General features: G+C 48.0%; 20 protein-coding genes. 10 read left to right on the forward strand and 10 right to left on the reverse strand.

What is annotated here, in order from left to right; translation table 11 throughout:
• The first annotated feature begins 175 nt into the window (after positions 1–175).
• Positions 176–2,536 (forward strand): S9 family peptidase, encoded by a 2,361-nt coding sequence (locus KVT36_RS27110; protein ID WP_254640226.1) that lies wholly within the window; start codon positions 176–178, stop codon positions 2,534–2,536.
• A 293-nt stretch (positions 2,537–2,829) separates the two neighbouring features.
• On the forward strand, positions 2,830–6,063 hold the full coding sequence (locus KVT36_RS27115) for an AsmA family protein (protein ID WP_217606577.1): 3,234 nt from the start codon (positions 2,830–2,832) through the stop codon (positions 6,061–6,063).
• A 5-nt stretch (positions 6,064–6,068) separates the two neighbouring features.
• Here KVT36_RS27115 and KVT36_RS27120 read toward each other — a convergent pair whose 3' ends face one another.
• Together KVT36_RS27120 and KVT36_RS27125 are read right to left on the reverse strand one after the other, a co-directional pair.
• Positions 6,069–7,151 carry a YncE family protein gene (locus KVT36_RS27120; protein ID WP_217606578.1) on the reverse strand — a complete coding sequence of 361 codons (1,083 nt, stop codon included), beginning with the start codon at positions 7,149–7,151 and terminating at the stop codon, positions 6,069–6,071.
• A gap of 116 nt (positions 7,152–7,267) precedes the next feature.
• Entirely contained in the window at positions 7,268–7,675 is a 408-nt protein-coding gene (locus KVT36_RS27125) for a hypothetical protein (protein WP_217606579.1), read from the reverse strand.
• A gap of 338 nt (positions 7,676–8,013) precedes the next feature.
• Between KVT36_RS27125 and KVT36_RS27130 the strand changes: the two genes are divergently transcribed.
• Positions 8,014–8,160 carry a hypothetical protein gene (locus KVT36_RS27130; protein WP_156093029.1) on the forward strand — a complete coding sequence of 49 codons (147 nt, stop codon included), beginning with the start codon at positions 8,014–8,016 and terminating at the stop codon, positions 8,158–8,160.
• Between the two features lie 67 nt (positions 8,161–8,227).
• Here the strand turns inward: KVT36_RS27130 and KVT36_RS27135 are convergent, their stop codons facing one another.
• From KVT36_RS27135 to KVT36_RS27150, 4 genes are read right to left on the reverse strand one after another with little or no spacing between them, the layout of a single operon-like run.
• Positions 8,228–8,914 carry a LytTR family DNA-binding domain-containing protein gene (locus KVT36_RS27135; protein ID WP_217606580.1) on the reverse strand — a complete coding sequence of 229 codons (687 nt, stop codon included), beginning with the start codon at positions 8,912–8,914 and terminating at the stop codon, positions 8,228–8,230.
• On the reverse strand, positions 8,904–10,007 hold the full coding sequence (locus KVT36_RS27140; protein ID WP_217606581.1) for a sensor histidine kinase: 1,104 nt from the start codon (positions 10,005–10,007) through the stop codon (positions 8,904–8,906). The genes KVT36_RS27135 and KVT36_RS27140 overlap by 11 nt, the downstream gene beginning before the upstream one ends.
• Positions 10,004–10,768 carry an ABC transporter permease gene (locus KVT36_RS27145; RefSeq protein ID WP_217606582.1) on the reverse strand — a complete coding sequence of 255 codons (765 nt, stop codon included), beginning with the start codon at positions 10,766–10,768 and terminating at the stop codon, positions 10,004–10,006. The genes KVT36_RS27140 and KVT36_RS27145 overlap by 4 nt, the downstream gene beginning before the upstream one ends.
• Position 10,769: 1 nt before the next feature.
• Entirely contained in the window at positions 10,770–11,675 is a 906-nt protein-coding gene (locus tag KVT36_RS27150) for an ABC transporter ATP-binding protein (protein ID WP_217606583.1), read from the reverse strand.
• Positions 11,676–11,805: 130 nt separating this feature from the next.
• Here KVT36_RS27150 and KVT36_RS27155 point away from each other — a divergent pair, with 130 nt between their 5' ends.
• From KVT36_RS27155 to KVT36_RS27165, 3 genes are all read left to right on the forward strand, one after another.
• Positions 11,806–12,138 carry a tRNA-binding protein gene (locus KVT36_RS27155; protein WP_217606584.1) on the forward strand — a complete coding sequence of 111 codons (333 nt, stop codon included), beginning with the start codon at positions 11,806–11,808 and terminating at the stop codon, positions 12,136–12,138.
• A gap of 79 nt (positions 12,139–12,217) precedes the next feature.
• Positions 12,218–12,508: a hypothetical protein gene (locus KVT36_RS27160; protein WP_217606585.1), complete on the forward strand. Its 291-nt coding sequence runs from the start codon at positions 12,218–12,220 to the stop codon at positions 12,506–12,508.
• Between the two features lie 16 nt (positions 12,509–12,524).
• Positions 12,525–13,517 (forward strand): hypothetical protein, encoded by a 993-nt coding sequence (locus tag KVT36_RS27165; protein ID WP_217606586.1) that lies wholly within the window; start codon positions 12,525–12,527, stop codon positions 13,515–13,517.
• An 8-nt stretch (positions 13,518–13,525) separates the two neighbouring features.
• Here the strand turns inward: KVT36_RS27165 and KVT36_RS27170 are convergent, their stop codons facing one another.
• The 4 genes from KVT36_RS27170 to KVT36_RS27185 form a co-directional block, all read right to left on the reverse strand.
• Complete coding sequence (locus KVT36_RS27170; protein WP_217606587.1) at positions 13,526–15,379, reverse strand: hypothetical protein; 1,854 nt, start codon at positions 15,377–15,379, stop codon at positions 13,526–13,528.
• Between the two features lie 41 nt (positions 15,380–15,420).
• Positions 15,421–15,909 carry a molybdopterin-dependent oxidoreductase gene (locus tag KVT36_RS27175; protein WP_217606588.1) on the reverse strand — a complete coding sequence of 163 codons (489 nt, stop codon included), beginning with the start codon at positions 15,907–15,909 and terminating at the stop codon, positions 15,421–15,423.
• A gap of 143 nt (positions 15,910–16,052) precedes the next feature.
• Positions 16,053–16,283, reverse strand: coding sequence for a hypothetical protein (locus KVT36_RS27180; protein ID WP_217606589.1), 231 nt, complete (start codon positions 16,281–16,283; stop codon positions 16,053–16,055).
• A gap of 422 nt (positions 16,284–16,705) precedes the next feature.
• Positions 16,706–17,107 (reverse strand): c-type cytochrome, encoded by a 402-nt coding sequence (locus KVT36_RS27185; protein WP_217606590.1) that lies wholly within the window; start codon positions 17,105–17,107, stop codon positions 16,706–16,708.
• Between the two features lie 176 nt (positions 17,108–17,283).
• Here KVT36_RS27185 and KVT36_RS27190 point away from each other — a divergent pair, with 176 nt between their 5' ends.
• Genes KVT36_RS27190 through KVT36_RS27205 form a run of 4 tightly spaced genes read left to right on the forward strand, consistent with a single transcriptional unit; the run spans position 17,284 to position 24,286 of the window.
• Entirely contained in the window at positions 17,284–17,874 is a 591-nt protein-coding gene (locus tag KVT36_RS27190) for a biliverdin-producing heme oxygenase (RefSeq protein ID WP_217606591.1), read from the forward strand.
• Positions 17,852–19,375 carry a GAF domain-containing protein gene (locus tag KVT36_RS27195; RefSeq protein ID WP_217606592.1) on the forward strand — a complete coding sequence of 508 codons (1,524 nt, stop codon included), beginning with the start codon at positions 17,852–17,854 and terminating at the stop codon, positions 19,373–19,375. Before KVT36_RS27190 ends, KVT36_RS27195 begins: the two co-directional genes overlap by 23 nt.
• 3 nt (positions 19,376–19,378) lie before the next feature.
• Positions 19,379–23,869, forward strand: a complete 4,491-nt coding sequence (locus KVT36_RS27200) for a chemotaxis protein CheB (protein ID WP_217606593.1) — start codon at positions 19,379–19,381, stop codon at positions 23,867–23,869.
• Between the two features lie 9 nt (positions 23,870–23,878).
• A complete protein-coding gene (locus tag KVT36_RS27205; protein WP_217606594.1) occupies positions 23,879–24,286 on the forward strand; it encodes a response regulator in 408 nt (135 codons plus the stop codon).
• The last annotated feature ends 36 nt before the right edge of the window (positions 24,287–24,322 follow it).

Here is a 24,322-nt window from a genome sequence, read left to right on the forward strand (position 1 = left end):
AATCAAAGTTTTGCTTTTCCATATGGTCAGTTTAAAGTTAATCAACTTTTTACTGACACACTTTTTGTAATAGTCTCTATAGCGGTGACCAGCCCCCTTACCACTCGTCCCAATCCCCCTGCCTGCATTTAAGAAATTCCTGTATATTCAGCCCCCAATATCATATATAAATCTAATGAACAACAAAATCTTGATCGCTGCGGCCTGTATGGCGGTTACTACCGCTGTTGAGGCACAAACCAACCAATCATTAACCGTACAGGATTACGCACGTGCAGAAAGCATGCTGTCTTACAATACCGAAGCGCTGATCGACCGGAGCACTATTGTACCTAACTGGATGCCAGATGGTAAATTCTGGTACCGCGTATTAACCGCACAGGGAAGTGAGTTTATATTGGTTGATCCGGTGAAAGGTACCCGCGCACCGGCTTTTAACCATGAGAAATTAGCCGCCGCCATTGCAAAAGCAACCGGTAAGCCTTGCTCCGCCTCCATGCTGCCTTTCATGTCCTTTAACTTTTCGGCAGATGGGAAAGCCATTGTTTTCTCCTCCCGCGGCAAACACTGGAAATGCGGCCTGCAGCAATACAATTGCGAAGCAGATAACAATACACCCGTTATAACTAACAATAATGCCCTGCCATACAACCGCAGGAATCCTGCTCCCGGCAACGAAGTAGTATCGCCGGATGGGAAAAAAGCAGCCTTTATTAAGGAGCATAATTTATGGGTACGCGACCTGGCAACCAATCAGCAAACGCAGCTCACTACAGATGGGGTGCAGGACCTGGGTTATGCAACCGACAATGCCGGCTGGAGCAGCAGCGATAAACCCGTGCTGCGCTGGTCGCACGATTCAAAAAAGATTGCCACTTTCCGGCAGGATGAGCGTAATGTGAATAACATGTACCTGGTTACCACCAATGTGGGCGCACCCAGCCTGCAGGCCTGGAAGTACCCGCTGCCGGGAGATTCCACTATCATTACCATTCAGCGGGTGATCATTGACGTGGAGAATCCAAAGGTCATCAACATACAGGTAGGCCCGGATGCCCACCGCGGTACTTTAAGCGACGATATTTCCAGCAGCGGCACTTTTGATGATGTGGACTGGAGCGATGATAATACGCAGCTGGCATTCGTGTCTACCTCCCGTGATCATAAGGAAGAAAAGCTGCGCATCGCCGATGCCGCCACCGGCGCGGTACGTGAGGTGCTGGAAGAAAAAGTAGCTACGCAATATGAATCCGGCCAGGGCGCTATTAACTGGCGTTACCTGAAAAAGTCCAATGAAATTATCTGGTATTCTGAGCGCGATAACTGGGGCCATTTATATTTATATGATGCCGCTACCGGTAAGCTGAAGAACCAGGTCACCAAAGGAGATTGGGTAGTAACTAAGCTGATAAAGGTAGATGAGAAGAACCGGGAGCTGTATTTTATTGCAGATGGCCGTGAGCCGGGCAATCCCTATTTCAGCCATTTTTATAAAATAGGTTTCGACGGGCATCATTTAACATTGCTTACACCGGAAGAAGGCAACCACCAGGTAACGCTTTCGCCTGACAACAACTATTTTATTGACAGCTATTCACAGCCCAATATACCACCGGTAACTGTGCTGCGTAAAATGGATGGCAAGCTGGTAACCAACCTGGAAAAAGCAGACCTGAGCCGGCTCACCGCTGCCGGCTGGCATGCGGCCAAACCCTTCTCAGTGAAGGCGCACGACGGTAAAACAGAGATCTACGGTTTGCTGTACACCCCCTCCAACCTGGACCCGCAAAAGAAATATCCCATCATTGATTATATCTATCCCGGGCCGCAGGGCGGCAGCATTGGCGGCAACTGGTCGTTCGTAGCCTCCCGCATTGATCACCAGGCCCTGGCAGAACTGGGTTTTGTGGTAATGGTGCTGGAAGGCACCAGCAACCCGCTACGTTCCAAAAGCTTCCACGATATGAGCTATGGCAACATGGCGGAAAATACCCTGCCTGACCAGGTAGGCGGCATCCGTCAGCTGGCAGCGCAATACAGCTATATTGATACTTCCCGCATAGGCATCTGGGGGCATTCCGGTGGTGGTTTTGCAACTGCCTGCGCCATGTTCCGCTACCCGGATTTCTTTAAAGTAGGTATCTCCGAATCCGGCAACCACGATAACCGCAACTATGAGGATGACTGGGGCGAACGTTATAATGGCCTTACCACCAACTCCGATTACAATGCCCAGGCTAACCAGAACTACGCCGCCAACCTGAAAGGCAAGCTGTTACTGGTGCATGGCATGATGGATAACAACGTACCGCCCTACAATACCTTACTGGTGGTGGAAGCGCTGGAAAAAGCCAATAAGGATTATGACCTGATCATTTTCCCTAACAGTAAGCACGGGTATGGCGCCTATACCTATTATATGATGCGCCGCCGCTGGGATTATTTTGTGCGTAACCTGCTGCATGCAGAACCGCCAAAGGAATACGACCTGAAAATGAAGATGGACCCGCGGAATAGCTTTGGTACAAGGGATTAGAAAGGGGGAGAAGAATGTAAAATGTAAAATTTTAAATGCTAAATGTAAAAGTGGAATGCAGCGAATAAGGGACTGCATTCCACTTTTACATTTATCTCGTTCATAAAGTCTTGTCAATGGTCTCTATGAACCTCCTTTGTCGGTTTGAAATTTTACATTTATGATTTTACATTGATTTTCAACTACAACCACCCCATCCGTCGGGGCATCCGGCCGGTTGATCTTTTTAACACCGCTTTATACTGCCTGTGCCATATCTTTGCCCCTGAATTACCGATGTGCGATCATAACCTATGAAGAAGATTACACGAAAAAGACTGCTTCGTCTTATACTGATTCCTGTTGTTTGTGTGCTGGTGCTGCTGGGGATAGCAGCCGCCATTTTATACTCACAGCAACAACGCCTGGTTGGGTTAGCGGTAAAGGAGCTGAATAAACAGCTGCCTGGTGAGCTGGTGGTTGGCAGCAGCAATATCTCCGTTTTCCAGAACTTTCCTTACATCTCCATTGGTTTGCGGCAGGTGCGCTTTTACGGCAGCAAGCAGCAAACCGGTAAGCCCATCTATGAGGCAGAGCGTATGTACGTTGGCTTTAGCTTGCCCGACATTCTGCGCCAGCAATATCATGTGAAGGTGATCCGGTTAAAGAACGGTTCCCTGAACCTGGTAAAGGACAGGGCCGGCCGCCTGAATATTGTAGAGGCCAGCCGTATAGAGCAGGATACTACCGCTGTTACGGATACCACTGCAAGCCCGCTGGACCTGGATATTAAAAAAGTAGTGCTGCGCAATATGCGCATTGCTTACCTGGATAAACAAAGCGGGCAGCAGCTCAGCGTACAGATAGAACGTATACAATCCGCATTGCGGGCAGATAGCGCCCAGCTGCTGGCCGACCTGGATGGTAAAATGCTCCTGGACTTTACCCGCCCCGGTGATACCACTTTGTTCCGCCATAAAAAACTGCAAACCTCCATTAAGCTGACTTATAATAAATCCTCCCAAATGCTGCAGCTGCCAAAAGGTACCTTGCAGCTGGAAGATGCGGTGTTCAACATCACCGGCTCCGCAGACCTGCTGCATGGTAATGATGTGGACCTGCACATTAAAGGTGATAAGCCGGACCTTAAACAGCTGTTTGCCTTTGCACCGGAATCCGTAGCCAAACAGCTGGAGCATTTCAAATATGCCGGGCACCTGACTTTTGACGGTAAGGTAAAAGGTAAGCTGGCCGGCGGGCAAATGCCGCTGATAGAGCTGTCTTTCTCCTGTTCCGATGCCTGGCTGCATAATACGCAGGCCAATAAAAAGCTGGATTCCCTGGCCTTTAAAGGATATTATACCAATGGCGCAGCACGTTCCCTGAAAACATCGGAGCTGCGTTTGCTGAACATGAATGCACGTCCCGGGCAGGGCGTTTTCCGCGGCAATTTCATTATGCGCGATTTTACAGACCCCAAGGTGCTGATGCAGATAGATTCTGACCTGGAGCTGGGTTTTGTGGGCGATTTCCTGGGTATTGCCGACCTGCAGCGCATTACCGGCCGCATTTTGCTGAAAATGAACTTTAAGGAGGTGGTAGACCTGAGCGTGCCGGAACAATCCATGGGCAAGCTCACACAAGGTATTCAAAGTGAGCTCACCGTAAAGGGGCTTACTTTCCGCATTCCTTCATATCCGCATATGATAGAGCACCTGAACCTGCATGCGGATATGCGTAATGGTTTTGTAAAGCTGGATTCTCTCTCGTTTAACCTGGGGCATTCCGATTTTCACATGAATGGTTCTATCAGCGACCTGCCGGCCCTTTTTCACAAGCAGCAAAAGCCGGTGCTGGTTACGTTTAAGGCCAATAGCAATAAGATGATCATGAAGGAGCTGCTGGCCTTTGATACCGCTAAAATGCGCAAAGCGAAGGAAGAGATCTATGGCTTTAATATAGGCGCTTCGCTGGAAACCTCTGTGAATGAGCTGCAGCATCCCAATCCGCTGCCAAAAGGTAAGTTTAAGATAGAGCAGCTTCGCGCATCATTCAAACATTACCCGCATGCATTCCACGACTTTGGCGCAGAGCTTACCATCAATGATACCGCTTTGCTGCTGCGCAATTTTGCTGGCTTAATAGATAGCAGCGACATCCGTTTCAGCGGCCGTGTAATTAACTATGCCCTGTGGTTTAATAAGGTAAAGCGGGGTAGAACGCAGGTTGCCTTTGATTTTAAATCACAGCACCTGGCCATGAACGACCTGTTAGGCAGATACAGCCGCACCTACGTGCCGGCCGATTATCATAATGAAGTAGGCCGCAACATCTGGCTGCGCTCTAAAACAGACCTGCGCTATGATTCCGTATTCCGCTTTGCGAAAATTAAGATCGCGAATATTTCCGGCAGCCTGCAAAAACATGCCTTTGAGCTGGATAGTATTAGTGGCATTGTAAAAATAGGTGCAGATAATTTTATAAAGATAGATACGCTGAAAGGCAAGATAGGCCGCAGTGATTTTGACATTAACATGCGCCTGTATGCCGGTAAGGATACCACGCGCCGGAAAAGGGAGAATTTCCTGCGCTTTAATTCCCGCTTCCTGGATGTGGACCAGCTGACAAACTACCAGCTAACAGCTGCCAAAGAAGCTGCTGCGCCATCTATTTCCAACATGCCGGTAGCCACCAATGCAGTGGCCAAAACCTCTGCGCACGCCAAAGCCTTTAATATTTTTGAGGTGCCGTTCATTGATTTTAATGCCACGGTAAATGTGGGCAAGATCAAGTACCACCGTTTATGGATAAAGAACCTCTCTACCAATGCGCGGATGTTAAGCAACCAGCACCTGTACCTGGATACGCTGAACCTGGACATAGCAGAAGGTAAGCTGGCCGCCCATGCGCATTTCAACGGCAGCAATCCTGAGAAGATCTATTTAACCAGCAGGATCAACGTGCAAGATATGAACATAGAAAAGATGATGCTGAAGCTGGATTACCTGGGGCAGGATTATGTGATCAACAAAAATATCAAGGGCCGCCTCACCGGCCAGATCAAGAGCTACGTGCAGGTGCATCCTGATCTCACGCCGCTGATAGACCATTCCAAGGCGCAGCTGGATGTAGCTATTTACAACGGTGTGCTGATAAACTTTGCGCCCATGCAGGCCATGTCGTCTTACTTTAAGGATAAGAACCTGAACATGGTGCGTTTTGATACCTTGCGGAATAAGCTCACGTTCAAGGATGGGGCTTTATCCATCCCGGCTATGAATATTAATTCCTCCCTGGGCTTTATGGAAATTTCAGGGAAACAATCCCTGAACATGCAGATGGAGTATTACCTGCGCATACCCATGAAAATGGTCACCTCCGTGGGTTTCCGCATGCTGTTCGGTAAAAAGCAGGAAGAAGTGGACCCTGACCAGGTGGATGCTATTGAATACCGCGACAAGGATAAGAAAGTACGTTTTATGAACATTAAAATTACCGGTACGCCGGATAATTATAAAGTAGGTTTGGGTAAGGGTAAGAAAGCGTAAGCTGCTTATCTTACCTGCCCGATGCCGAACTGGTTGCCGGCGCGCACGGCCTTATTACCGCTGAACTGTACCTCTACCATTTTCTCGCTGGCAACGCTGTTATTAAATTCATCCGTTAGCGTTAGCAGCACCTTCCGTGTTTTTACATCAATCACTTCCCCGCTGGAAGGGTAGGCATATTTACCATCTATGCTGAAGGTAACCCAGCCGGGCATATCCTGCAGGGGAATGGTAGTAAGCTGCTGGTAGGGCGGTTTAGCACTGAATACGTGCAGGCGCATATTGTGGCCGTCGCATACCCACAGCTCTTTTTCATCCGGTGTAAGGCCAATACCATGGCTGGGATTGCCATGCCGCCGTACCGGTCCCATTTCCCAGCCTTCTACTACTACGTGCGCCAGCTTGGCGCCGGTTTTCAGATCGCCCACTTCAAAGCCCAGCAGGCTGTCAACGGTTACATATACACGATCTTCTTTTCCATTCACCGTGAAGGGACGTATGTTATTGGCAAAGGGGCCTGCTTTGCGGGCGAGGGTATGTGTTTTGGTATCCGCAATATATAACCAGGGACTGCCAATATCATCCATATACACCTGGTTGCCGGTAGCGCTGTAAATGGTGTTGTGTGCGCGTTTATATACTTCTATCTTTTTAATGATGTTGCCTGTTTTACAATCCACCACATTCCAGAAAGTATTTTCCAGTGAAGGCAGGTACATGGTAAGCCCATCCGGGGAAATAGACATACGGTCGCAGCCTTTTTCAAAAGGTTTTTCCCAGATTATTTTATCCGTAGTAAGATCTATGCGCTGCAATGATTCCAGCGTGCTTACATAAATGCTGTTAAGCGGAATGCTTACTGCTATGCCTTTTACATTGGATGGGGTACCATCCGGGTGCAGGCCTTTTGTAGGGATCCTTTTCACAAAACGGTGGTGCTCATTGATATCAAATACCAGTATGCCATGGCCGCCGTATCCCAGGTAATCGCGGATGCCGGGCGTAGCTACATAGAGGTATTGTTTGTTTTGTGCGCCGGCAGCAAAAAAGGAGAGCAGCAGCAATAAATAAAGGATACTTTTTTTCATAACCTGCTTTTGATGATACGTGGATGTACCGGTAAAATATCACATTTCAGGCAGGTTTTTATGGGAAAATAACATTCCACACAGGGGCGGAATGCTATTTATTTACATAGTAAACATTATTTGCGGCCCCCCAGGCGAAAACCGGTAACAGCATAAAAGTCTACTTCATTATCAAAGAAATAAGCTGCGTTCTTGTCATCATCAACAGTGGTCAGGAAAATATCGCCGTCTGCATCCTTGCCTATCCTGCAATCAAAGGTTTCATCCGCTTCTTTCTGATCGTTCTTATACAGCAGCAGCTGCACTTTGGCAGCGGTTTCGCTGCTAACCGTTACTATCAGTTTTCCGTGCTCCCCTTCATCATTGGGCAGGGCATGCGTGGAGGGCGGGTTATACTGCTCTACCTCGTAAAGGGTGTAAGTGCCGGCAATACCGGCTGGCGTGGGTACATCATCATGATCTTTCTTACAGGATACAAATGCAAGAATGGCCAATGCCAGAAAGGAGGTCATCAATTTTTTCATATGGTGTTGTTTAAAAGTGTTACTATCCTGCGCTTATAAGCGCGCGTGCATGCAGGTCTTGGGTTACCGGGTTACAGTACTGCTTGTGTGTTTGTTCCTATGCTGCAATTAAAAATAAGGGGCAAATATAATTTTTGCAGCAACAGGAACCAATAGGGGTAAGGCTCACAAGAAAAGAAGATGGAAAATAGTTGGTTTTAGACGGGCTGGTGTCTTTGGCCGCAAACAAACCCGGCAGCAATCACACCGCACCAAAAACCCCCTTTTAACAGGATTACCTGCTATCTCCTTTTACCCTATTTTAGATGCTATTATCAACCTTTTAACCTTATTGGATCATGAAAAAGAAAGCATCTCAAAAATTGCAGATCGTAAAGATCAAAATTTCCAAGCTGAGCAAAACCAATGCACCTGCAGAGAACAAACAACGTACTTTACCCACCACACAATTTATTTCCTGTGGTGAAACTTACTGGGTTTGCTAATTACAGCCTGAACACATTGAAGCTTTTAACAGGAAAGGTGAATGAGCAATTTTGTTCATTCACTTTTTCATTTAACGATCAACCCATAAAACCCCTTCCGGTACGTTTCTGAAACCGGTATGATCATTTCCCCGATCTTAATCCCATCCCGCTCTATAGCATCGATCTTATCAATAGCCACCATATAGGATTTATGCACCCGGCAAATAATGGCTGGCGGAATTTCCTGCTCAAACTCTTTGAACGTTTGCAGGGTCATAATACGTTTGTGCAGGGTATGAATACGGCGGTAATCCCGCATACCTTCAATGTACAGGATCTCCTGCAATAGTACTTTTTCAAGACGGTATTCTGTTTTTACAAAAATGAACTTCTTTTCCGGGGCAGCAGCCTGTTTGGAGAGGTTATGTTTCGCTTTTTCCGCAGCCTGCAGAAAACGTTCAAACGTATAGGGTTTCAGCAGGTAGTCGGTTACATTCAGGTCAAAGCCTTTGAGAGCAAATTCGTCATAGGCTGTAATAATGATCACTTCCAGCTGCAGGCGGGCGCTTTCCAGCAGCTGAATGCCGGAGAGCTCACCAATGTTAATGTCCAGGAACACCAGGTCAACCGGGGTAGCTTTCAGGAACACCAGCGCATCTACGCCATTATCAAAAACGGTTAGCAGGTTCAGGTACGGCAGCTTCTGAATATAGTTCTTCAGCCGTTCCTGTGCCAGGGGCTCATCCTCCACTATAATGCAGTTAATTTTCATGCGTATGCAGTATAAGGTTCACTTTATAAATGCCGCTCTGCCGGGTAATAGCTAAAGTATGTTTGTTGGGATACAGCAGCGCCAGGCGTTTTTGCAGCAGCGTATGTCCCAGTCCGTTAGCGCCCTTTTTGATATCAGAATCTTTTGCAGCCAATTCCTCAATCACTGATTGAGGAATTGTAATTCCTTCAGGAGAGGGGGCTAAGCTGTACCTGTTTTCGCAGTCAAATACCAGCCTGCCGTCCTCAATGCACAGCTTAATGCGGATGGCATTGGCCGTTCTTTCGTGGGTAGCATGTTTAAAAGCGTTTTCTATGTAGGGGATAAACAGCAGCGGCTCTATCATCAGGTTACCGGTTTCACCGGCCACCGTGTATTGCACATAATTCATATTGGCCGTACGGATCTTTTGCAGGGCAATATACTTTTCAATATAGGCCAGCTCTTTGGACAGCGGTATCTGTTCCGTTTTTGTTTCATACAGCATAAACCGCATAATGTCCGACAGCTTGTTCAGGTAAAGGGATGCCTGCGCAGCATCCTTTTCTATCAGCACATCTATATTATGAATGGTATTGAATAAAAAGTGCGGGTTCAGCTGCGATCTTACCAGCGCCAGCTCCGTTGCATGGTTCTTTTGCGTGAGCTCCTCTTTAATACGGATGTCGCCATACCAGGATATAAATCCCCGCATCACCAGGCCAATTACACCATGTATGCCGGCCAACAGCGCCAGGAAAATGGTCATCCACATCATTTCCCGCCAGTCTGCACGCCCGCCCCAGGTGCCGGGAATAGAAAGCATTAAAAGCGTAACAACAGCACTGCTTAACATACCCAAAAGGCCAAACAGCAATAGCGCCTGAAACCGTTTAGTTTGCAGGAAACGGGTAAACAGCAGACCATAGAAAAAATAAAAACCCAGCACCCCGGGTAAAAAGCTGAAAACACCCGCACCTGACACCAGCCATATGTACAGCATATCAGCAAAAGTTCTGTGCCCCCTGGTAGAAATGAGCATGAACAATGATACCAGCAATATATAAGTGAACCAGTATCCTAAATGCAGCAATATAACAGCGGACCTTTTCAAGCTTTCTGCTTTTTATAATAATACAATAACCAGCTTGCGATGGTAAACCCGCAAAAATAGCTGAGGGGTAAGGTATATAGCGCTGCAGCCGGTTGTTTGCCAATAAATTTGAGTGTTCCGTAAATGTAAGGAATAATGTAGCCATATTTCCACTTCGCCGCTATGATGGAAGCCGTTAGCAGGGCCAGCCCAATGCCCACCGGTACCAGGAAGTTCCTGAACTGAAGGCTTAATAAATATTGCAGCGCTACAATGGGCAGGCATGCTATAAAGAATTGACCGCTGCCCCGCAGGTAAGCTATCACCGGAAAGACTGCACCGGGAAAAGGTATCTGCCGGTTAAACAGGGCAGGTACTACCCCCGTAAGATAAATACCGATGTTGAACAGCAGGAAGAATTGCAGCAGCATTAGAAGGATCACCCCCAGCTTAGCGCTGAAAATTGTGTGCAGCTTTTGCGGGGTGCTGTGCACCAGCTTCCAGGCATTGTTCTTTACTTCCAGCTGGGTAATTAAGCTGCTCACCAGTATTACCCCCATGGGCAGTAACAATACTGCCATGTATTGCCAGTTATCTTTATACAAATGTTCCCAAACCTGGGGGGATGCATTAACCGCCGCCGAATCAGCCACATACAAAAGCCGCTGGAACAGTACAATGGCCGGGATAAAAAATGCGCCGCTTATGGTAAGCCAGGAGGCCAGGCTGTGGCGGGTTTTCAGCCATTCGCTTTTAAAGCTGTAAAAGAAGGATAATTGCATGTCAGTGATTAATAAGGTCCATAAAAGTGGCTTCCAGGTCATGGTGCTGCGTATGAATGCCATATACGTCAATGCCTGCCAATACCAGCTGCCGGTTAATAAGGGCTATCTTTTCTTTGCTAACACCCTGCATCAGCAGATGTCCGTTCGCTGCTGCAACATGTACTCCCTGTGCTTGCAGCAGCTGCAGGCTTTGGGTATTATTGTTAGTGCTGATCAATACCGGCGCCTGTTGGGTGCTGCGCATCAGCGTTTCCAGTGTATCCTGGAATAACAGTTTCCCTTTGTGAATAATACCGATATGTGTGGACAGCTTTTCAATTTCCGGCAGCAGGTGGCTGGATATAAGGATGGTAATGCCCTGTTCCCGGTTGATGGTTTTTAGCAGCTCCCGCATTTCAATAATGCCGTTGGGATCCAGGCCATTGGTAGGCTCATCTAAAATAAGCAGGGAAGGGCGGTGTAGTAAGGTCATGGCAATGGCCAGGCGCTGTTTCATACCCAGCGAGAACTGCCCGGCTTTTTTATGCCCGGTGTTAGCCAGGTCCACCAGCTGTAATACTTCGTGTATACGTTGGCTTGGGCAGCGGTAAATAGTTTGCAGCACCTGCAGGTTTTCCAGGGCGCTTAAATGGCTGTATAAAGAAGGGCTTTCGATCAAAGCGCCTACCTGCTGCAGTACCGCCATCCGGTGCTGCTCAAACGGCTTTCCGAAAATAGTAATGTGGCCCTGCTGTTTTTTCAGTAAGCCCAGCACCAGTTTCAGGGTAGTGGTTTTACCGGCGCCATTAGGGCCCAGGAAGCCGTAAATGCTGCCCTGCGGCACCTGCAGGTGAATGTTCTCCAGGGCGGTTTCCTGCCCTGTAAAGCGGTAGCTAAGTTGTGTTGTTTCCAGGCAAAAGGACATGTGACAAGGTTTGTACATTTCAAAAATAGCCGCTTTATGCAGCAGGCAGCCGCGTGTTTTGTCATATGCAGGGGTTTATCTGCAAAAGGGGTATTTTGTTCTGCAACGCATCATTAATTATCTTAGCCGCATGGCAACGATAGCAGATTTTGATAAGCTGGACATCCGCGTAGGTAAGATCATTACAGCAGAAGATTTTCCCGAGGCCCGTAAACCGGCCTATAAGCTCACCATTGACCTGGGCCCGGAGCTGGGTATTAAACGCTCATCCGCACAGATCACTAAACACTATGCCAAAGAAGCGCTGCCAGGTACCCTGGTATTATGTGTAGTGAATTTTCCGCCCCGGCAAATAGGGCCATTTATGTCAGAGGTGTTAACCCTGGGCGTGCCGGATGCCAATAACGAGGTAGTGCTCATTAAGCCGGAGCAGGAAGTACCCTTAGGTGGCAGATTGTATTAAAAGAGTTTAAACAAAACACTATCCCTGGCTGTTTATTGAGCATAACTGTTCCAAATAGTTTACCCCCAAAAAAATTACTATGGCCAGGTATGGTAACATTCTTTCCCTGTACAATTGCAGTGATACAGATGCTGCAAAGGTGATCCCTGTGCTGCAGAACAAACAGGTGATCTTTCAGCAGGTAGCGCACACCTTTTTTATAGAAAGCACCTCCAAGGACAATACAGCAGCCGTGGTAGACGGCATAAGGACATTACAGCTCAGCTTCACTTTTTTTCATGACAGCAATCCATTTAAATCAAAATTGTTTTACAGTGATGATATAGATCCGCAGGTGATTGCGGCTATCAACAAGATCTTATTTCAATAACCACCAAACCCCAGATATGAATTGTAAATATTATCTGCTGTTGTTTGCGCTGCTGCAGGCAGCTGCGGCTATGGCGCAAAAGAACGGATTCAGGGATTTTATACAGGTATATCCCGTGGGGGAGGATGCGGACATTAACTTCCGCACCAGCTACGTGAAGTATGAAAAAAATGTGCTGTTTGAAGCCAATCCCATTGTACGCTACAGTTTTTCCAACAACATTTTACAGGGCCTGGGAGACGGGAAACCACATGTACGGGCCTACTATGTTTCTTTTACACCACAGGTGCGCATGTACACAGAAAATTCCCTGCCGGTGAAAACACCCTCTTACCGCATCCTGCTAGGTACGCAGCAGGTATTCCGGCTGGGGGATAACCTTTTTACCATATCGCTTGAAAGCGGCCACTATTCCAACGGGCAGGCCGGCAGCGCATTTAGTGAGCAGTATAATGATGGCTCACCGCAAAGCGATAGCATTTACAGGCTCATTACACCTAATACCAACCTTTCCGCCATCCTGAACCGCAAAAGCGGCAACTTTTCCACCAACCTCACGGAGCTGGTATTTAACTACCGCATTAATAAGCTGGATGATGTAACCCCCAACCGTATTCACTCCCTGAAACTGGGCGCGCTGTTTTACCACGACCGTTTCCTGCAGCTGTTTAACTTTGGCGGTTTTTCTGATGCAGATATTAAGATCTATGGGCGGGTAAGATTGTTAGGCGGATATGAATACAGCATGGTAAGCCCCAAAGGCGTGCGGCATTGTTTTTTTGAAAATGCAGAATGGATCTTTGGCGCGCATAACTGGGTAAATCCCTTCCGGAGCGAAACCGGCTATCGCATTTATCCCTTTCACAACATGCGGACCCTTGGCTTTGTAGCCAAATTCATACACGGGCACGATAATTACAATTTCCGCTTTGTGGACTCCGGAACGCAGGGCAGCATAGGTTTTACCTGGAGTAATTTTCCGCCGTTCCCCATAAAGAATTTGGAGTAACGGAGCAACTACGTTTTCTGATAAAAGTCCGCCCCAACGGCTGTTTTCCGTGCACTGCCGCTGTAGCCATGTACCCAGCCCAGGCGCTGTATATCAAAGGCCAGCACTTTGGCATCGCTTTCTTCTTTTGCCAGGCCGGCATATCCTGTAGGCATTCCCACGTCTACTGCGGCTTTGAGGATATTCGCTCTACTGGGTGCTGCACTTACTACCGTTGTTGGCAGCAGGTTCTCTACCTTGATGCCCATTTTCAGGCTGATTGATTTTTCAATTTGGGCCAATGCTCCGTTCTTGAACTCAGGGGGATTAGGAAGCCCGTTTATATCATTACGTATATCCAGTAAAGTTCTTCCTTTGGTTACAATTGTTTGATTATTGGTTGATCCATGGTTTACCCCCGCATTCCAGTCTGCCTCCTTATTTTTATAAGCCACCCCTTTATCAAACCACTTACTGTAATGCTGCCCGGAGGCCCATCCTTTCCCTTCGGAGCTGGTATCATCCACAGGCTTTTGATTTTCATTGCCGGCTAAATGGTCCTGTACTCCTTTTGTAAATCCGCTTGTATAATCGCCATGGCCCATTAATACGCCGGCTTGTGTGTGCATAACATTGGCATCTCCGCCAAACTGTTCCGGTTTCAGGGAAGCGGGGTTTCCATGAACTTTCACTTCCACAATCCACTCAGGGTTTAAGTATTCCAGGAATAATTCCCTGTTCTTTACCACAGAACCTTCATAGTTATATTTTGCAGTTTTAGATGAGGGATCTCTTTTGAAGGTATCGCCGCTTACATCTTTATTGATGCCTGCCAGGTGCGCCGGGTTGTTCAGGGGAGTGTAATGGTTAATGAGCATTACCTGTTTTGGTACTTTAGCCAGGTCAATTTTAAGGCGTACGCCATCGGCTGAGGAAAACGGTTCCCCGTCATTACTATACACGGCTTTTTCCCGCGGGGAGGCTGAAAGGCTTAACCCGCGCTGGTGCAGGCCGCTTCCTTTCCAGTTATGCAGCACGGCCAGCTCCTGTACGCTTAGCGGGCCTTCCTTTTTACCCCGGATCTGTTCTATAACATCCTGCCCATCGCTGGGGTCCATCAGGTCTTTGGGTATACCCGCAGCTTTTGACAGCATTTGCCAGCGGCCGGTCATGCTGCCGGTGCTTAAAAATTCCATGAACTGGTAAAAGCTTTTCTCCACATAGGCATACCGCCGTGTAGGCACACCAATATTATCTTCTACATATTCTTTTTCAGGTTTATCAAAACGGCTATACTTGGTGCGCAGGTCTTCAGGATGGTCGTCGTCTACCAGATCCGGTAAATAACTTCCCTCGTCCGACATTAAAGTAGCTATTGTCTGGCTACTGCCGTTTTTCACCACGCGGTCGCCATGTTCATCTTTTTCACCTAATACCAGCTCCCCGTTGCTAAAGGGCGGTATTTTCCTTAATTCCGCAATAGGATCAAAACTTTGTAAAAGGGCCGGGTAATCCGTCATAACGGTTTTAACCCGCGTGTCCCTTTCCAGCTTGCCAGGTACACCTGTTACGCCTGTATTGGGCATGGTTGCCAGCGTACCGGTTTCAAAGAGCGCTTTTTTATCTTTAAATGCAGCCCGGATGGCTGCCAGCGCATCGCTTACTTTTTGTACATCCCTCGGATCAGCGCCATGTTCAGGAAAAACGCTTAGTTTTTCTTCATTCACCCGTTGTATAACAGGCTGCCGCTGAAGGGAAGTGGTGGATGTTGGTGCTTGCTTTATATAAGGCCAGGCTACTGCCGGCAGCTGCCGGCCATTTGAGCGTTGTTCCGCTGCTGCGCGGCTACCGGTATGGGCCGCTTCTCTATCGTTGTACTGCATAGGTAATTGAGGGATCTCTTTGGCCTTTAAGTTACGAATATTTAATCCTTCGCAAACTTTACCACCATTTCCACCACCTGGAAGCTGCTGCGGGCAGGCTTCTTCTCGCCCGGCACCACCAGCCGGAAAGGGCCTTTGTCCGCCGGCAGTGCATGCCCGTCTGTTTCATTGGCCAGTATCACCTGCCGGTCTGTAAAGCTGCTATCCAGCTCCGCCAGGGAAAACAGCACTTCATAACCATCCGCACATTTTACCATCAGGTATTTGCTAAGGTTCTTGCCCCGCAGCTGTTTGCCCATGGTAACGCCGGCTTTTTCCAGGATGGCCTGTATAGGCGTACCGGAATAGGAATGGTCTTTTCCATCCCGGTCTTTCAGATTCACGGTAATGCGGGGCCACTGTGCTAAGCTGTCAGCATAAATGGTAAGCGGCATTGTTACTTCCCCGGATACTTTTACAGCAGGCTTTTGCTGCGCCGGTACCGGTAATGCACATACGTTTAAGAACAGGAACAGGGTATATAATTTCATGACTATTGTTTTATAAATGGATCTGAAAACGGGTGTCTGTAATAAAGGATGAATCGGTAAGCATATGCAGAAAGGCCAGCAGATCCTGCTTTTCAGGCGTAGTTAATTCCAGCTGTATGCCCAGCAGTGTGTTGGCACGGTTGTTAAGCTAAAACGGTTAACAGCAACAGCTGCCGTGTAAGCTGCAGCTCATTTTCAATACCGGCCGTAAAGGTGCGGTCAGAGATGTTGCGTACCGGCTCTTCATTATTATACGAGTTATCCCGCCAGCCGCCGGCTTCTGTTTTAGTGCTTGCAAAATCATGGGGCAGGGGAAAGGAATCCCTTTTTAAAATGGAGGCGCCTGCCTGGGCAATGAGCAGCTTTTTGGTCATAGTCTGTTGTGATATTATTCGTTGTATTGTTAAATATATAACGATAAATATAGGATGATTTGGCGGGTTTTAATAGTCTATCATCTGAGTCTTCATTGTCCACGGTAACCTTTCATTGTTCTTTCAGCCAGGAGATCCTTGTAACCGTTCACATTCCTACTGTTCTTTCATCAGATTTGCAGGTTGTCCATTCTTACTTGCATTCGGTTGCAGTAAATAGATAAGCCCCCTATAAACCCCATATACTCCCCATGTACGCCCCCCATAAGCCCACCCTTATAAGAGGGGGCTTATCCCGTGCTTATTACCGGCTTACAGATGGTTTGCTCTGAGAAAAGATCTGGCCCCAAAAGCTCCGGGCATAAAAAAGGCCCGTAAACCGCAGTTTACAGGCCTTTTGTTTATATAAGCTTCCGTTTATGTTATTGTTTGGGGGCCTCTGCTACTTCAGGAAGAGATTTAGGCTCCTCGTTACCATGGTGGCAGGTATAGCAGGTAACGGCCATGGGCTGGTTACCTTTAAAATACTTTTTGTTGATCTTGGCGGTCATGCGCATCATGTCCCGCGCTACATCCTTGTGTTCATTGTCATCACTGGCAAAGTCCAGCTTTTGAGGATTATCTTTTTGCGGTGCATGGCAAAAACCGCATTTAACGCCCAGGGAATTTTTGAATGCCTTCATCACGTTGTCCAGCTCCTCATGGCTAATGTCTTTGGGCAGTACCTTTAAATTCTTCGCTTTGGGTGGGTCCTGTGGCAACGACAGGGAGCAAAGCGTTACGGCGATGAACAGTGTCATCAGCAATACAAAGCTTCTTTTCATAATTTCCTTATTTGATTTGACCTATGGAAAAGTAACTTATTAATTTTTTACGACTTTTAATAATAATTATGATGCCCGGTAAACATATACCTGAGCCGGGTTTGCATGGGGCCTTACTGCCTGTTGCCAGTAAAAGAAAATATATATTCGCGTTCCCAACCCATAAACCTTGCGCTTTGGAACAACAATCTTTTGCAGCATACATCAAAGACTATACGAAAGCAGAACACGCGCAGCTGGAGAAGCAGCTGATAGGTATGATACGCAGCATACGCAGCACGGAACATTACCTGGTGCTGCTGGAAATGTTCCACGGCTACTACCATTCGCTGGAGCTTAAAATGGATCAATATTTGACCAATGAAAAAATACCGGACCTGGCCGAAAGGAGGAAGTCCGCTGCTATTTTACAGGATATACGTGACCTGGGCGGCCTGCCGCCGGCACAGGTGTTAACGGCCGTTATCCCCCGTATCCAATCATATCCGCAGGCTTTGGGCGCTGCCTATGTACTGGAAGGCTCTACTTTAGGAGGGGTGATCATTGCCAGAATGATCCGGGAACAGCTACAACTATCCTCGCCGGAAGGTTTTACTTTCTTCAACGGTTATGGAGAGGCTGTGCAACAAATGTGGAGAAAGTTCCACAGCTATATGAATGCTATAACGGAGGAAGCAGCACAACAACAGGCAGCAGATGCTGCCAGAGAAACATTTTTAAAATTTAACGACTGGACTAAGAGATATGAGTCAATTCTCAAAGTATGATTCGGAATTCTGCGGAAACATCCCGATCCATATCATTAACACCATCCAGGAATATGGGGTATTACTGGTGCTGGACAAACAAACCCTGACCATTGAACAGGTAAGCGAAAATGCAGCTGAAATATTCCAGGTACCTTTCCGCGACCTGCTGGGTAAAACCATTAAAGAGCTGATAGACGCATCTGCATTTACCCTGCTTGAAAAACAGGTGCAGGATAACAATAGCATTAAGATCAGCACCGTCTGGAAGCTGGGCGCCCGGGACCACTTTACCATCCTGCATGTGCGGGAGGATATGGTGCTGGTGGAAATTGAGATTGCACAGGCGCCGGCAGCAGGCGGCGCTACCTTTACCGCTTTGTACCAGCATATCCGCAATTCCATCGACCTTATAGAACAGGCAAAGGATGTACATGAGCTGTGCAGGATAGCTGCAGAGGAGCTGAAAAAGATCACCTGGTTCGATAAGGTAATGATCTATGCATTTGACCAGGACTGGAACGGGAATGTGCTGGCAGAAGCTATGGAGCCGGATATGGAATCGTACATTGGTTTTACCTTTCCTGCATCAGATATTCCAAAACCCGCGCGTGACCTGTATTTGCGCAACCCCTACCGTTTTATACCGGACCGTGAGTTCAAACCCGTAAAGCTGTACCCTGTTATTAATCCCATCTCCCGGTCATTCCTGGATATGTCTGAATGTAACCTGCGGGGCGTGGCCGCCGTGCATGTGGAGTACCTGAAGAACATGCATGTAGTGTCGTCCATGTCAGTACGCTTAATTAAAGACAATGCGCTCTGGGGCCTTATTGCCTGCCATCATAAAACCGCCCGTGTTATTGACGGGGAAATGAGGGCGGTAATGGAGCTGTTTTCCAGTGTGATCTCCGCACGTATCAATGCACTGCATCACCAGTCGTTCAGTGATCTTAGCTCCCGCCTGAATAGCATTTACATGCAGCTGATAGAAAGTATTTACCAGACAGATAACCTGGTATCCAGCCTGCTGAGCGCAGAGCCGCATGTAATGAAGCTGCTGGATGCTACCGGTGTTATTGTTACCTATCATAACCGCAGCCATAAAGCCGGCGAGGTGCCGGATGCCGCCCAGCTGGAAGACCTGCTGTTATGGCTGCATATAAAGGACCTCAAAAAAGTATTTTATACTGACTCACTGCCATCCATATACGATATTACGGAACAGTACCGGGAAATAGCCAGCGGTATGCTGGTAATACCTATACGGCCGGAGCAGGATGAATACATTATCCTTTTCCGCAAAGAATTTATCCGTACCACCAACTGGGGCGGCAACCCGGATGAACGTATGTTCTTTGATGAAAACCCGCAGATCTATCATCCCCGCCATTCCTTTAAACTATGGCAGGAGCATGTGAAGGGTTTTTCCAAACCCTGGCTGCAGGAGGAGATCCTGGCCGCAGAGAACCTGCGCAGCTTTATTTTTGAATTTCTTACACGCGAGCATTCGAAGGAGTGATATATGAAAGGAACGCAGCAACATTTTGTAGTGGCGGTAGGCGCATCTGCAGGAGGCCTGGAGGCCATCCAGGAATTCTTTGATCACATGCCTCAAACCGGCAACCTGTCTTTTGTAGTGATCCAGCATTTATCGCCGGATTACAAAAGCCTGCTGGTAGAGCTGCTGGGCCGCAGAACCCACATGAAAGTAGTGGAAGCATCCCAGAACCTGCCGGTAATGAAGAATTATATTTATGTAATTCCCAATAACAAACAGATCCGCATACAGCGTAATAAGTTGTTGCTTACAGAAAAAACGCACGATAAAGTTCCCAACAATGCGATAGATGTGTTCCTGCATTCCCTGGCGGAGGATAAAAAATACAAGGCAGTAGCCGTTATACTCTCCGGTACCGGAACAGATGGCACCAAAGGTATCAGCTCCATTAAAGAGAACGGGGGCCTGGTACTGGTGCAGGAGCCTGCTACGGCTAAGTTTGATGGTATGCCCAACAGCGCCATCAGCTCCGGTAATGCAGATGTAGTGGCCTCACCAGCCGGCATTGCAGAAGCCATTGTGAAAGAGATCCATCAGATTGATGCAGATACGCTGGTGAAAGACCCGGACGACCAGACACTGAACCATATTTTTGAGCTGATACACCATACAGCCGGGCAGGATTTCCACTACTATAAAACGCCTACCATTCTGCGCCGTATCAACAAACGTATGACACAGCTGGGTATTAATGATCACCTGCAGTATGTGCAGTACCTGGAGCTGCACCCGGATGAATGTAAGGAGCTGGCGCATGATTTCCTGATAGGGGTAACCCGTTTTTTCCGCGACGGGGACGCCTTCCAGGTATTACGGCAAAAAGTGGTGCCGGAGCTGATAGCTAATGCAGAAGGGGAGCAGCTGAAGATCTGGGTAACTGCCTGCAGCACCGGGGAAGAAGCCTATTCCATAGCCATAGCAGTGGATGAGGTGCTGGAAAGCGCCGGCAGCAGGCTGCAGGTAAAAATATTTGCATCAGATATAGATGCCGCTAACCTGGATATTGCTTCCGCAGGCATGTATCCATTATCTATTGACAAAGATGTACCGGCCCCGCTGCTGGAAAAATATTTTATACGCAAGCACAAGGGGTACCAGATAACCCCGCGTATCCGCAAACAGATCGTATTTGCGCGGCATGATATTACCAAGGACCCACCCTTTATAAAGAACGACCTGGTAAGCTGCCGCAACATGCTGATCTATATGAACAACGTGCTGCAGGAACGCATTTTTTCTATCCTGCATTTTGCGGTGAGTAAGAACGGCTTCCTGTTCCTTGGCCCCAGTGAAAACCCGCCTTACGCCAAGGGGCCCACCATGCAGCAGATCAGCGCCAAATGGAGGATCTTTAAAAAGCTGTCGGATATTAAACCCCGCATGCATTTTGGAGAGCCATTAACCAGCCTGTTAAAAATACCGCGTGAAGAAATTAACGCTGTTAATGGTGATAAGAGCTTTGATACCAAAGGACAGAAAGCGCTGTGGGCCGACCTGCGCAGCGCGCTTACAGAAGATCTGGGGCTGATAGCGCTGTATATAGACCGCAATTTCGAGATCCGCGAAACCATGGGTAATTATGAGGACCTGCTCACTTTACCCAAACGCATCCTGAATCTGAACCTGATGCGTATGCTGCCGCAGGACCTGGCCATTATGCTGAACAAGGAAGTGCGCAAAGCCTGGAAGCTGGAGGAAAAGGTGCACCTGCACAACGTAACATTTGGCAGGGATGGTAATACCCGGGCCGTGGATGTGCTTATTAACCCTGTGGCAAAAGCCGCTGACAGCGATTATACCCTGGTGGTGCTCAGCAGATCATCCGTACTGCAGGAGCATGGCAGCGTACAACACGCCGGCGCGGAGCCATTTATGGACACCGACTATGTGCATAGCCTGGAGCAGGAGCTGGCAGAAACCCGCAAAAGCCTGCAGCTGGCGGTAGAAGACCTGGAAACCGCCAACGAGGAGCTGCAAAGCTCTAATGAAGAATTACTTTCTTCCAACGAGGAGCTGCAAAGCTCCAATGAAGAGCTGCAATCCCTGAACGAAGAATTATATACGCTTAATACAGAACACCAGGTTAAGATCAAAGAGCTGATAGAGCTGTATGATGACCTGAACAACTATTTCCGGAGCACCGACATTGCGCAGATCTTCCTGGATACACAGCTGAACATCCGCAAATTTAACCCCGCCTCTGCCAGGATGATCAATTTTATTGAATCAGACCTGGGCCGCCCCATTGCCCACATCTCCAGCAACATTAAATATGATCAGCTGCTGATGGATATTAGCCTGGTGCAGCATAGCCGCAAGGTGGTGGAAAAAGAAATAAAGCTGCGGGAAGGCCAGAACTTCCTGATGCGTATAATGCCGTACATAACGCGGGATGAAAAGTATGCAGGCATTATTATTACGTTTGTGGATATTACCATCATCACTAACCTGAATAATATTATCCGCAGCGTATTTAATGCCAGTACCAGCGCAATACTGGCGCTGCGTACAGTGTACGATGCAGGAGGCAATATCAGTGATTTTATAATAGACACTGCCAACAACCGCGCGCACGAACAGTTTGCCGACCCGGAGAACCCGCTCACGGGCAAAAGCCTGAAAACGGCGCTGCCATTGCTTGCATCGCCGGAGCTGTTTAAGGAATATTTAAGCGCATCAAAGAGTGATGTTATTGCACACAGGGACGTGTACCTGGAAGCGCAGGAAAAATGGTTTGAGCTTACAGCCGTGAAAATGCCGCATGGACTGGTAGTTACCTATGCTGATATTACCGATAAAAAGAAAGGCGAGCAAAAAATAAGACGCAGCTACAGCGAGCTGAATGAGGTAAAAGAAAACCTGAAAAGGCTGAATACTGAGCTGGAAGACAAGGTGAAGGAAAGGACCCGGGAGCTGGCCTTCAGTGAAGAACGTTTTCGCCTGGTGGCCCGCGCCACCAATGATACCCTGTGGGACTGGGACCTTACGCGCGATAAGATCTGGTGGAGCGATTCCTTTACAAAAATGTTCGGGTACAACATAGAGAACATGAGCCGTACCCGCTGGCTGAGCTATATACCCGCAGAGGAACGCAGGCAGGTGCAGGACAGCATATACGGCGCCATTAATGAGAACAGCAGCCAGTGGAGCCGGGAATACCGTTTTCGCCGTGCAGACGGGGAGTATGCGCACATCCTGGACCGCGGTTACATATTGCACAATGAGTTTGGCGTGCCTTACCGCATGCTGGGCTCTATGCTGGACCTAACCGCCCTACGCAAGGCAGAAAAAGAAATAGCCTCCAACATTGCAGAAAAAACTTTCCTGGCAGAATCCATGCCGCTGATCGTATGGACCGCCGATAACGCCGGCAATGTAGATTTTGTGAACCAGCAGTTTGAATATTATACCGGCCTGCATTACGATGAAGCGCTGGGCATGAAATGGCAGAAGGTGATCTATGAAGATGACAGCAAACGCCTGATGGATACCTGGAAAAAGGCCGCAGTCACACAGTCGGACTTTGAGTGCGAGCTGCGCATACGCGTGGCCAACGGCGATTTCCGCTGGAACCTGCTGCGCGCAAAAGCCCGCATGGATGAAAAGGGAAACCTCATAAGCTGGGTAATTACCAATATGGATGTGCATGAGCAAAAGGTGATGAATGAAGTGCTGGAAGAAAAGGTAGAGAAGCGTACCCGCCAGCTGCAGGAAATGAACCGGGAGCTGGAATCCAGCAACAATGATCTGCAGCTGTTTGCCTCCGTAGCCTCCCATGACCTGCAGGAACCGCTGCGCAAGATCCACATGTTCTCCAAAATGGTGAAGGACAAACATGAGGGCAATTTGCCGCAGGAGTCGCTGGTGTACCTGAATAAGATCATGCAGTCTGCTACGCGCATGAAAGCGCTGGTAAATAATATCCTGCATTTTTCCAAGCTCTCTGCCGACAGCTCCGGTTTTGAAATGACGGACATTAACCAGGTGCTGCGGGAAGTGCGGGAAGATTTTGAGGTGATCATCAAGGAAAAAAATGCCAGAATTATTGCAACGGGCATTTGCAATCTGGAAGTGATACGCTCCCACATACAGCAGGTGTTCCAGAACCTGATAGGCAATGCGCTGAAATTTAACCGCCCGGGCGTGCCGCCGGTGATACGGATAAGTGCCTGCCGCGTAGCAGCCTGCGCGTTTGACGCACCGGAAGATGATAACGGCCGCTGGTGCCACATTGAGATCCGCGATAACGGCATCGGGTTTAATGAGCAGTTCAAGAGCCGCATCTTTGATCTTTTCCAGCGCTTAAACCCCAAGGACAAATACGAAGGCACCGGCATAGGCCTGGCCATTGTTAAAAAAATAATAGAAAAACATAATGGGCTGATCACCGCTGACAGCACAGAAGGAGAGGGATCTGTATTTTCCATCATCCTGCCATTGGAGCAGGAGCAATAAACAGCCACAATGATAACGTCAAAGAAAATATTATTAGCAGAGGATGATGAAGATGATAAAATGATCTTTAGCGAAATACTGAATGAGCTGAAAGCCACTAACGATTTTCATTTTGATGCCGTGGACAATGGCCTGCAGATCCTGCAGCTGCTAAAGGATGATACCCAGCTGCCGGACCTGGTAGTGCTGGACCAGAACATGCCGCAGATGAATGGAAAGGAAACCCTGCAGATCATCCGGGATGATGCACGTTTGCATCACATACCCGTGGTTATTTACTCCACCTATAACGATAGCCGCCTTTCCAGCGAATGTTTCAGCATAGGGGTTACCCAGATCATTACCAAGCCTGATTCTTTTGAAGGGTTCAGGGACATGATAGTAACGCTGGTGGATAAATATCTGCCAAAAGCATAAAAGCGAAATGCAGCGGAACAAGTCCGCTGCACTTCT

Origin of the sequence: Chitinophaga sp. GbtcB8, assembly GCF_019091455.1 — a bacterium.
Lineage (GTDB): Bacteria > Bacteroidota > Bacteroidia > Chitinophagales > Chitinophagaceae > Chitinophaga.

Excerpts from the sequence above, each read along its gene's own strand:
- KVT36_RS27145 (WP_217606582.1), bottom strand. The coding sequence starts at position 10,768 with ATGCAATTATCCTTCTTTTACAGCTTTAAAAGCGAATGGCTGAAAACC.
- KVT36_RS27150 (WP_217606583.1), bottom strand. The coding sequence starts at position 11,675 with ATGTCCTTTTGCCTGGAAACAACACAACTTAGCTACCGCTTTACAGGG.
- KVT36_RS27110 (WP_254640226.1), top strand. The coding sequence starts at position 176 with ATGAACAACAAAATCTTGATCGCTGCGGCCTGTATGGCGGTTACTACC.
- KVT36_RS27200 (WP_217606593.1), top strand. The coding sequence starts at position 19,379 with ATGAAAGGAACGCAGCAACATTTTGTAGTGGCGGTAGGCGCATCTGCA.
- KVT36_RS27125 (WP_217606579.1), bottom strand. The coding sequence starts at position 7,675 with ATGAAAAAATTGATGACCTCCTTTCTGGCATTGGCCATTCTTGCATTT.
- KVT36_RS27170 (WP_217606587.1), bottom strand. The coding sequence starts at position 15,379 with ATGCAGTACAACGATAGAGAAGCGGCCCATACCGGTAGCCGCGCAGCA.
- KVT36_RS27135 (WP_217606580.1), bottom strand. The coding sequence starts at position 8,914 with ATGAAAATTAACTGCATTATAGTGGAGGATGAGCCCCTGGCACAGGAA.
- KVT36_RS27205 (WP_217606594.1), top strand. The coding sequence starts at position 23,879 with ATGATAACGTCAAAGAAAATATTATTAGCAGAGGATGATGAAGATGAT.
- KVT36_RS27195 (WP_217606592.1), top strand. The coding sequence starts at position 17,852 with ATGAGTCAATTCTCAAAGTATGATTCGGAATTCTGCGGAAACATCCCG.
- KVT36_RS27180 (WP_217606589.1), bottom strand. The coding sequence starts at position 16,283 with ATGACCAAAAAGCTGCTCATTGCCCAGGCAGGCGCCTCCATTTTAAAA.
- KVT36_RS27160 (WP_217606585.1), top strand. The coding sequence starts at position 12,218 with ATGGCCAGGTATGGTAACATTCTTTCCCTGTACAATTGCAGTGATACA.
- KVT36_RS27185 (WP_217606590.1), bottom strand. The coding sequence starts at position 17,107 with ATGAAAAGAAGCTTTGTATTGCTGATGACACTGTTCATCGCCGTAACG.
- KVT36_RS27120 (WP_217606578.1), bottom strand. The coding sequence starts at position 7,151 with ATGAAAAAAAGTATCCTTTATTTATTGCTGCTGCTCTCCTTTTTTGCT.
- KVT36_RS27130 (WP_156093029.1), top strand. The coding sequence starts at position 8,014 with ATGAAAAAGAAAGCATCTCAAAAATTGCAGATCGTAAAGATCAAAATT.
- KVT36_RS27175 (WP_217606588.1), bottom strand. The coding sequence starts at position 15,909 with ATGAAATTATATACCCTGTTCCTGTTCTTAAACGTATGTGCATTACCG.
- KVT36_RS27115 (WP_217606577.1), top strand. The coding sequence starts at position 2,830 with ATGAAGAAGATTACACGAAAAAGACTGCTTCGTCTTATACTGATTCCT.
- KVT36_RS27155 (WP_217606584.1), top strand. The coding sequence starts at position 11,806 with ATGGCAACGATAGCAGATTTTGATAAGCTGGACATCCGCGTAGGTAAG.
- KVT36_RS27165 (WP_217606586.1), top strand. The coding sequence starts at position 12,525 with ATGAATTGTAAATATTATCTGCTGTTGTTTGCGCTGCTGCAGGCAGCT.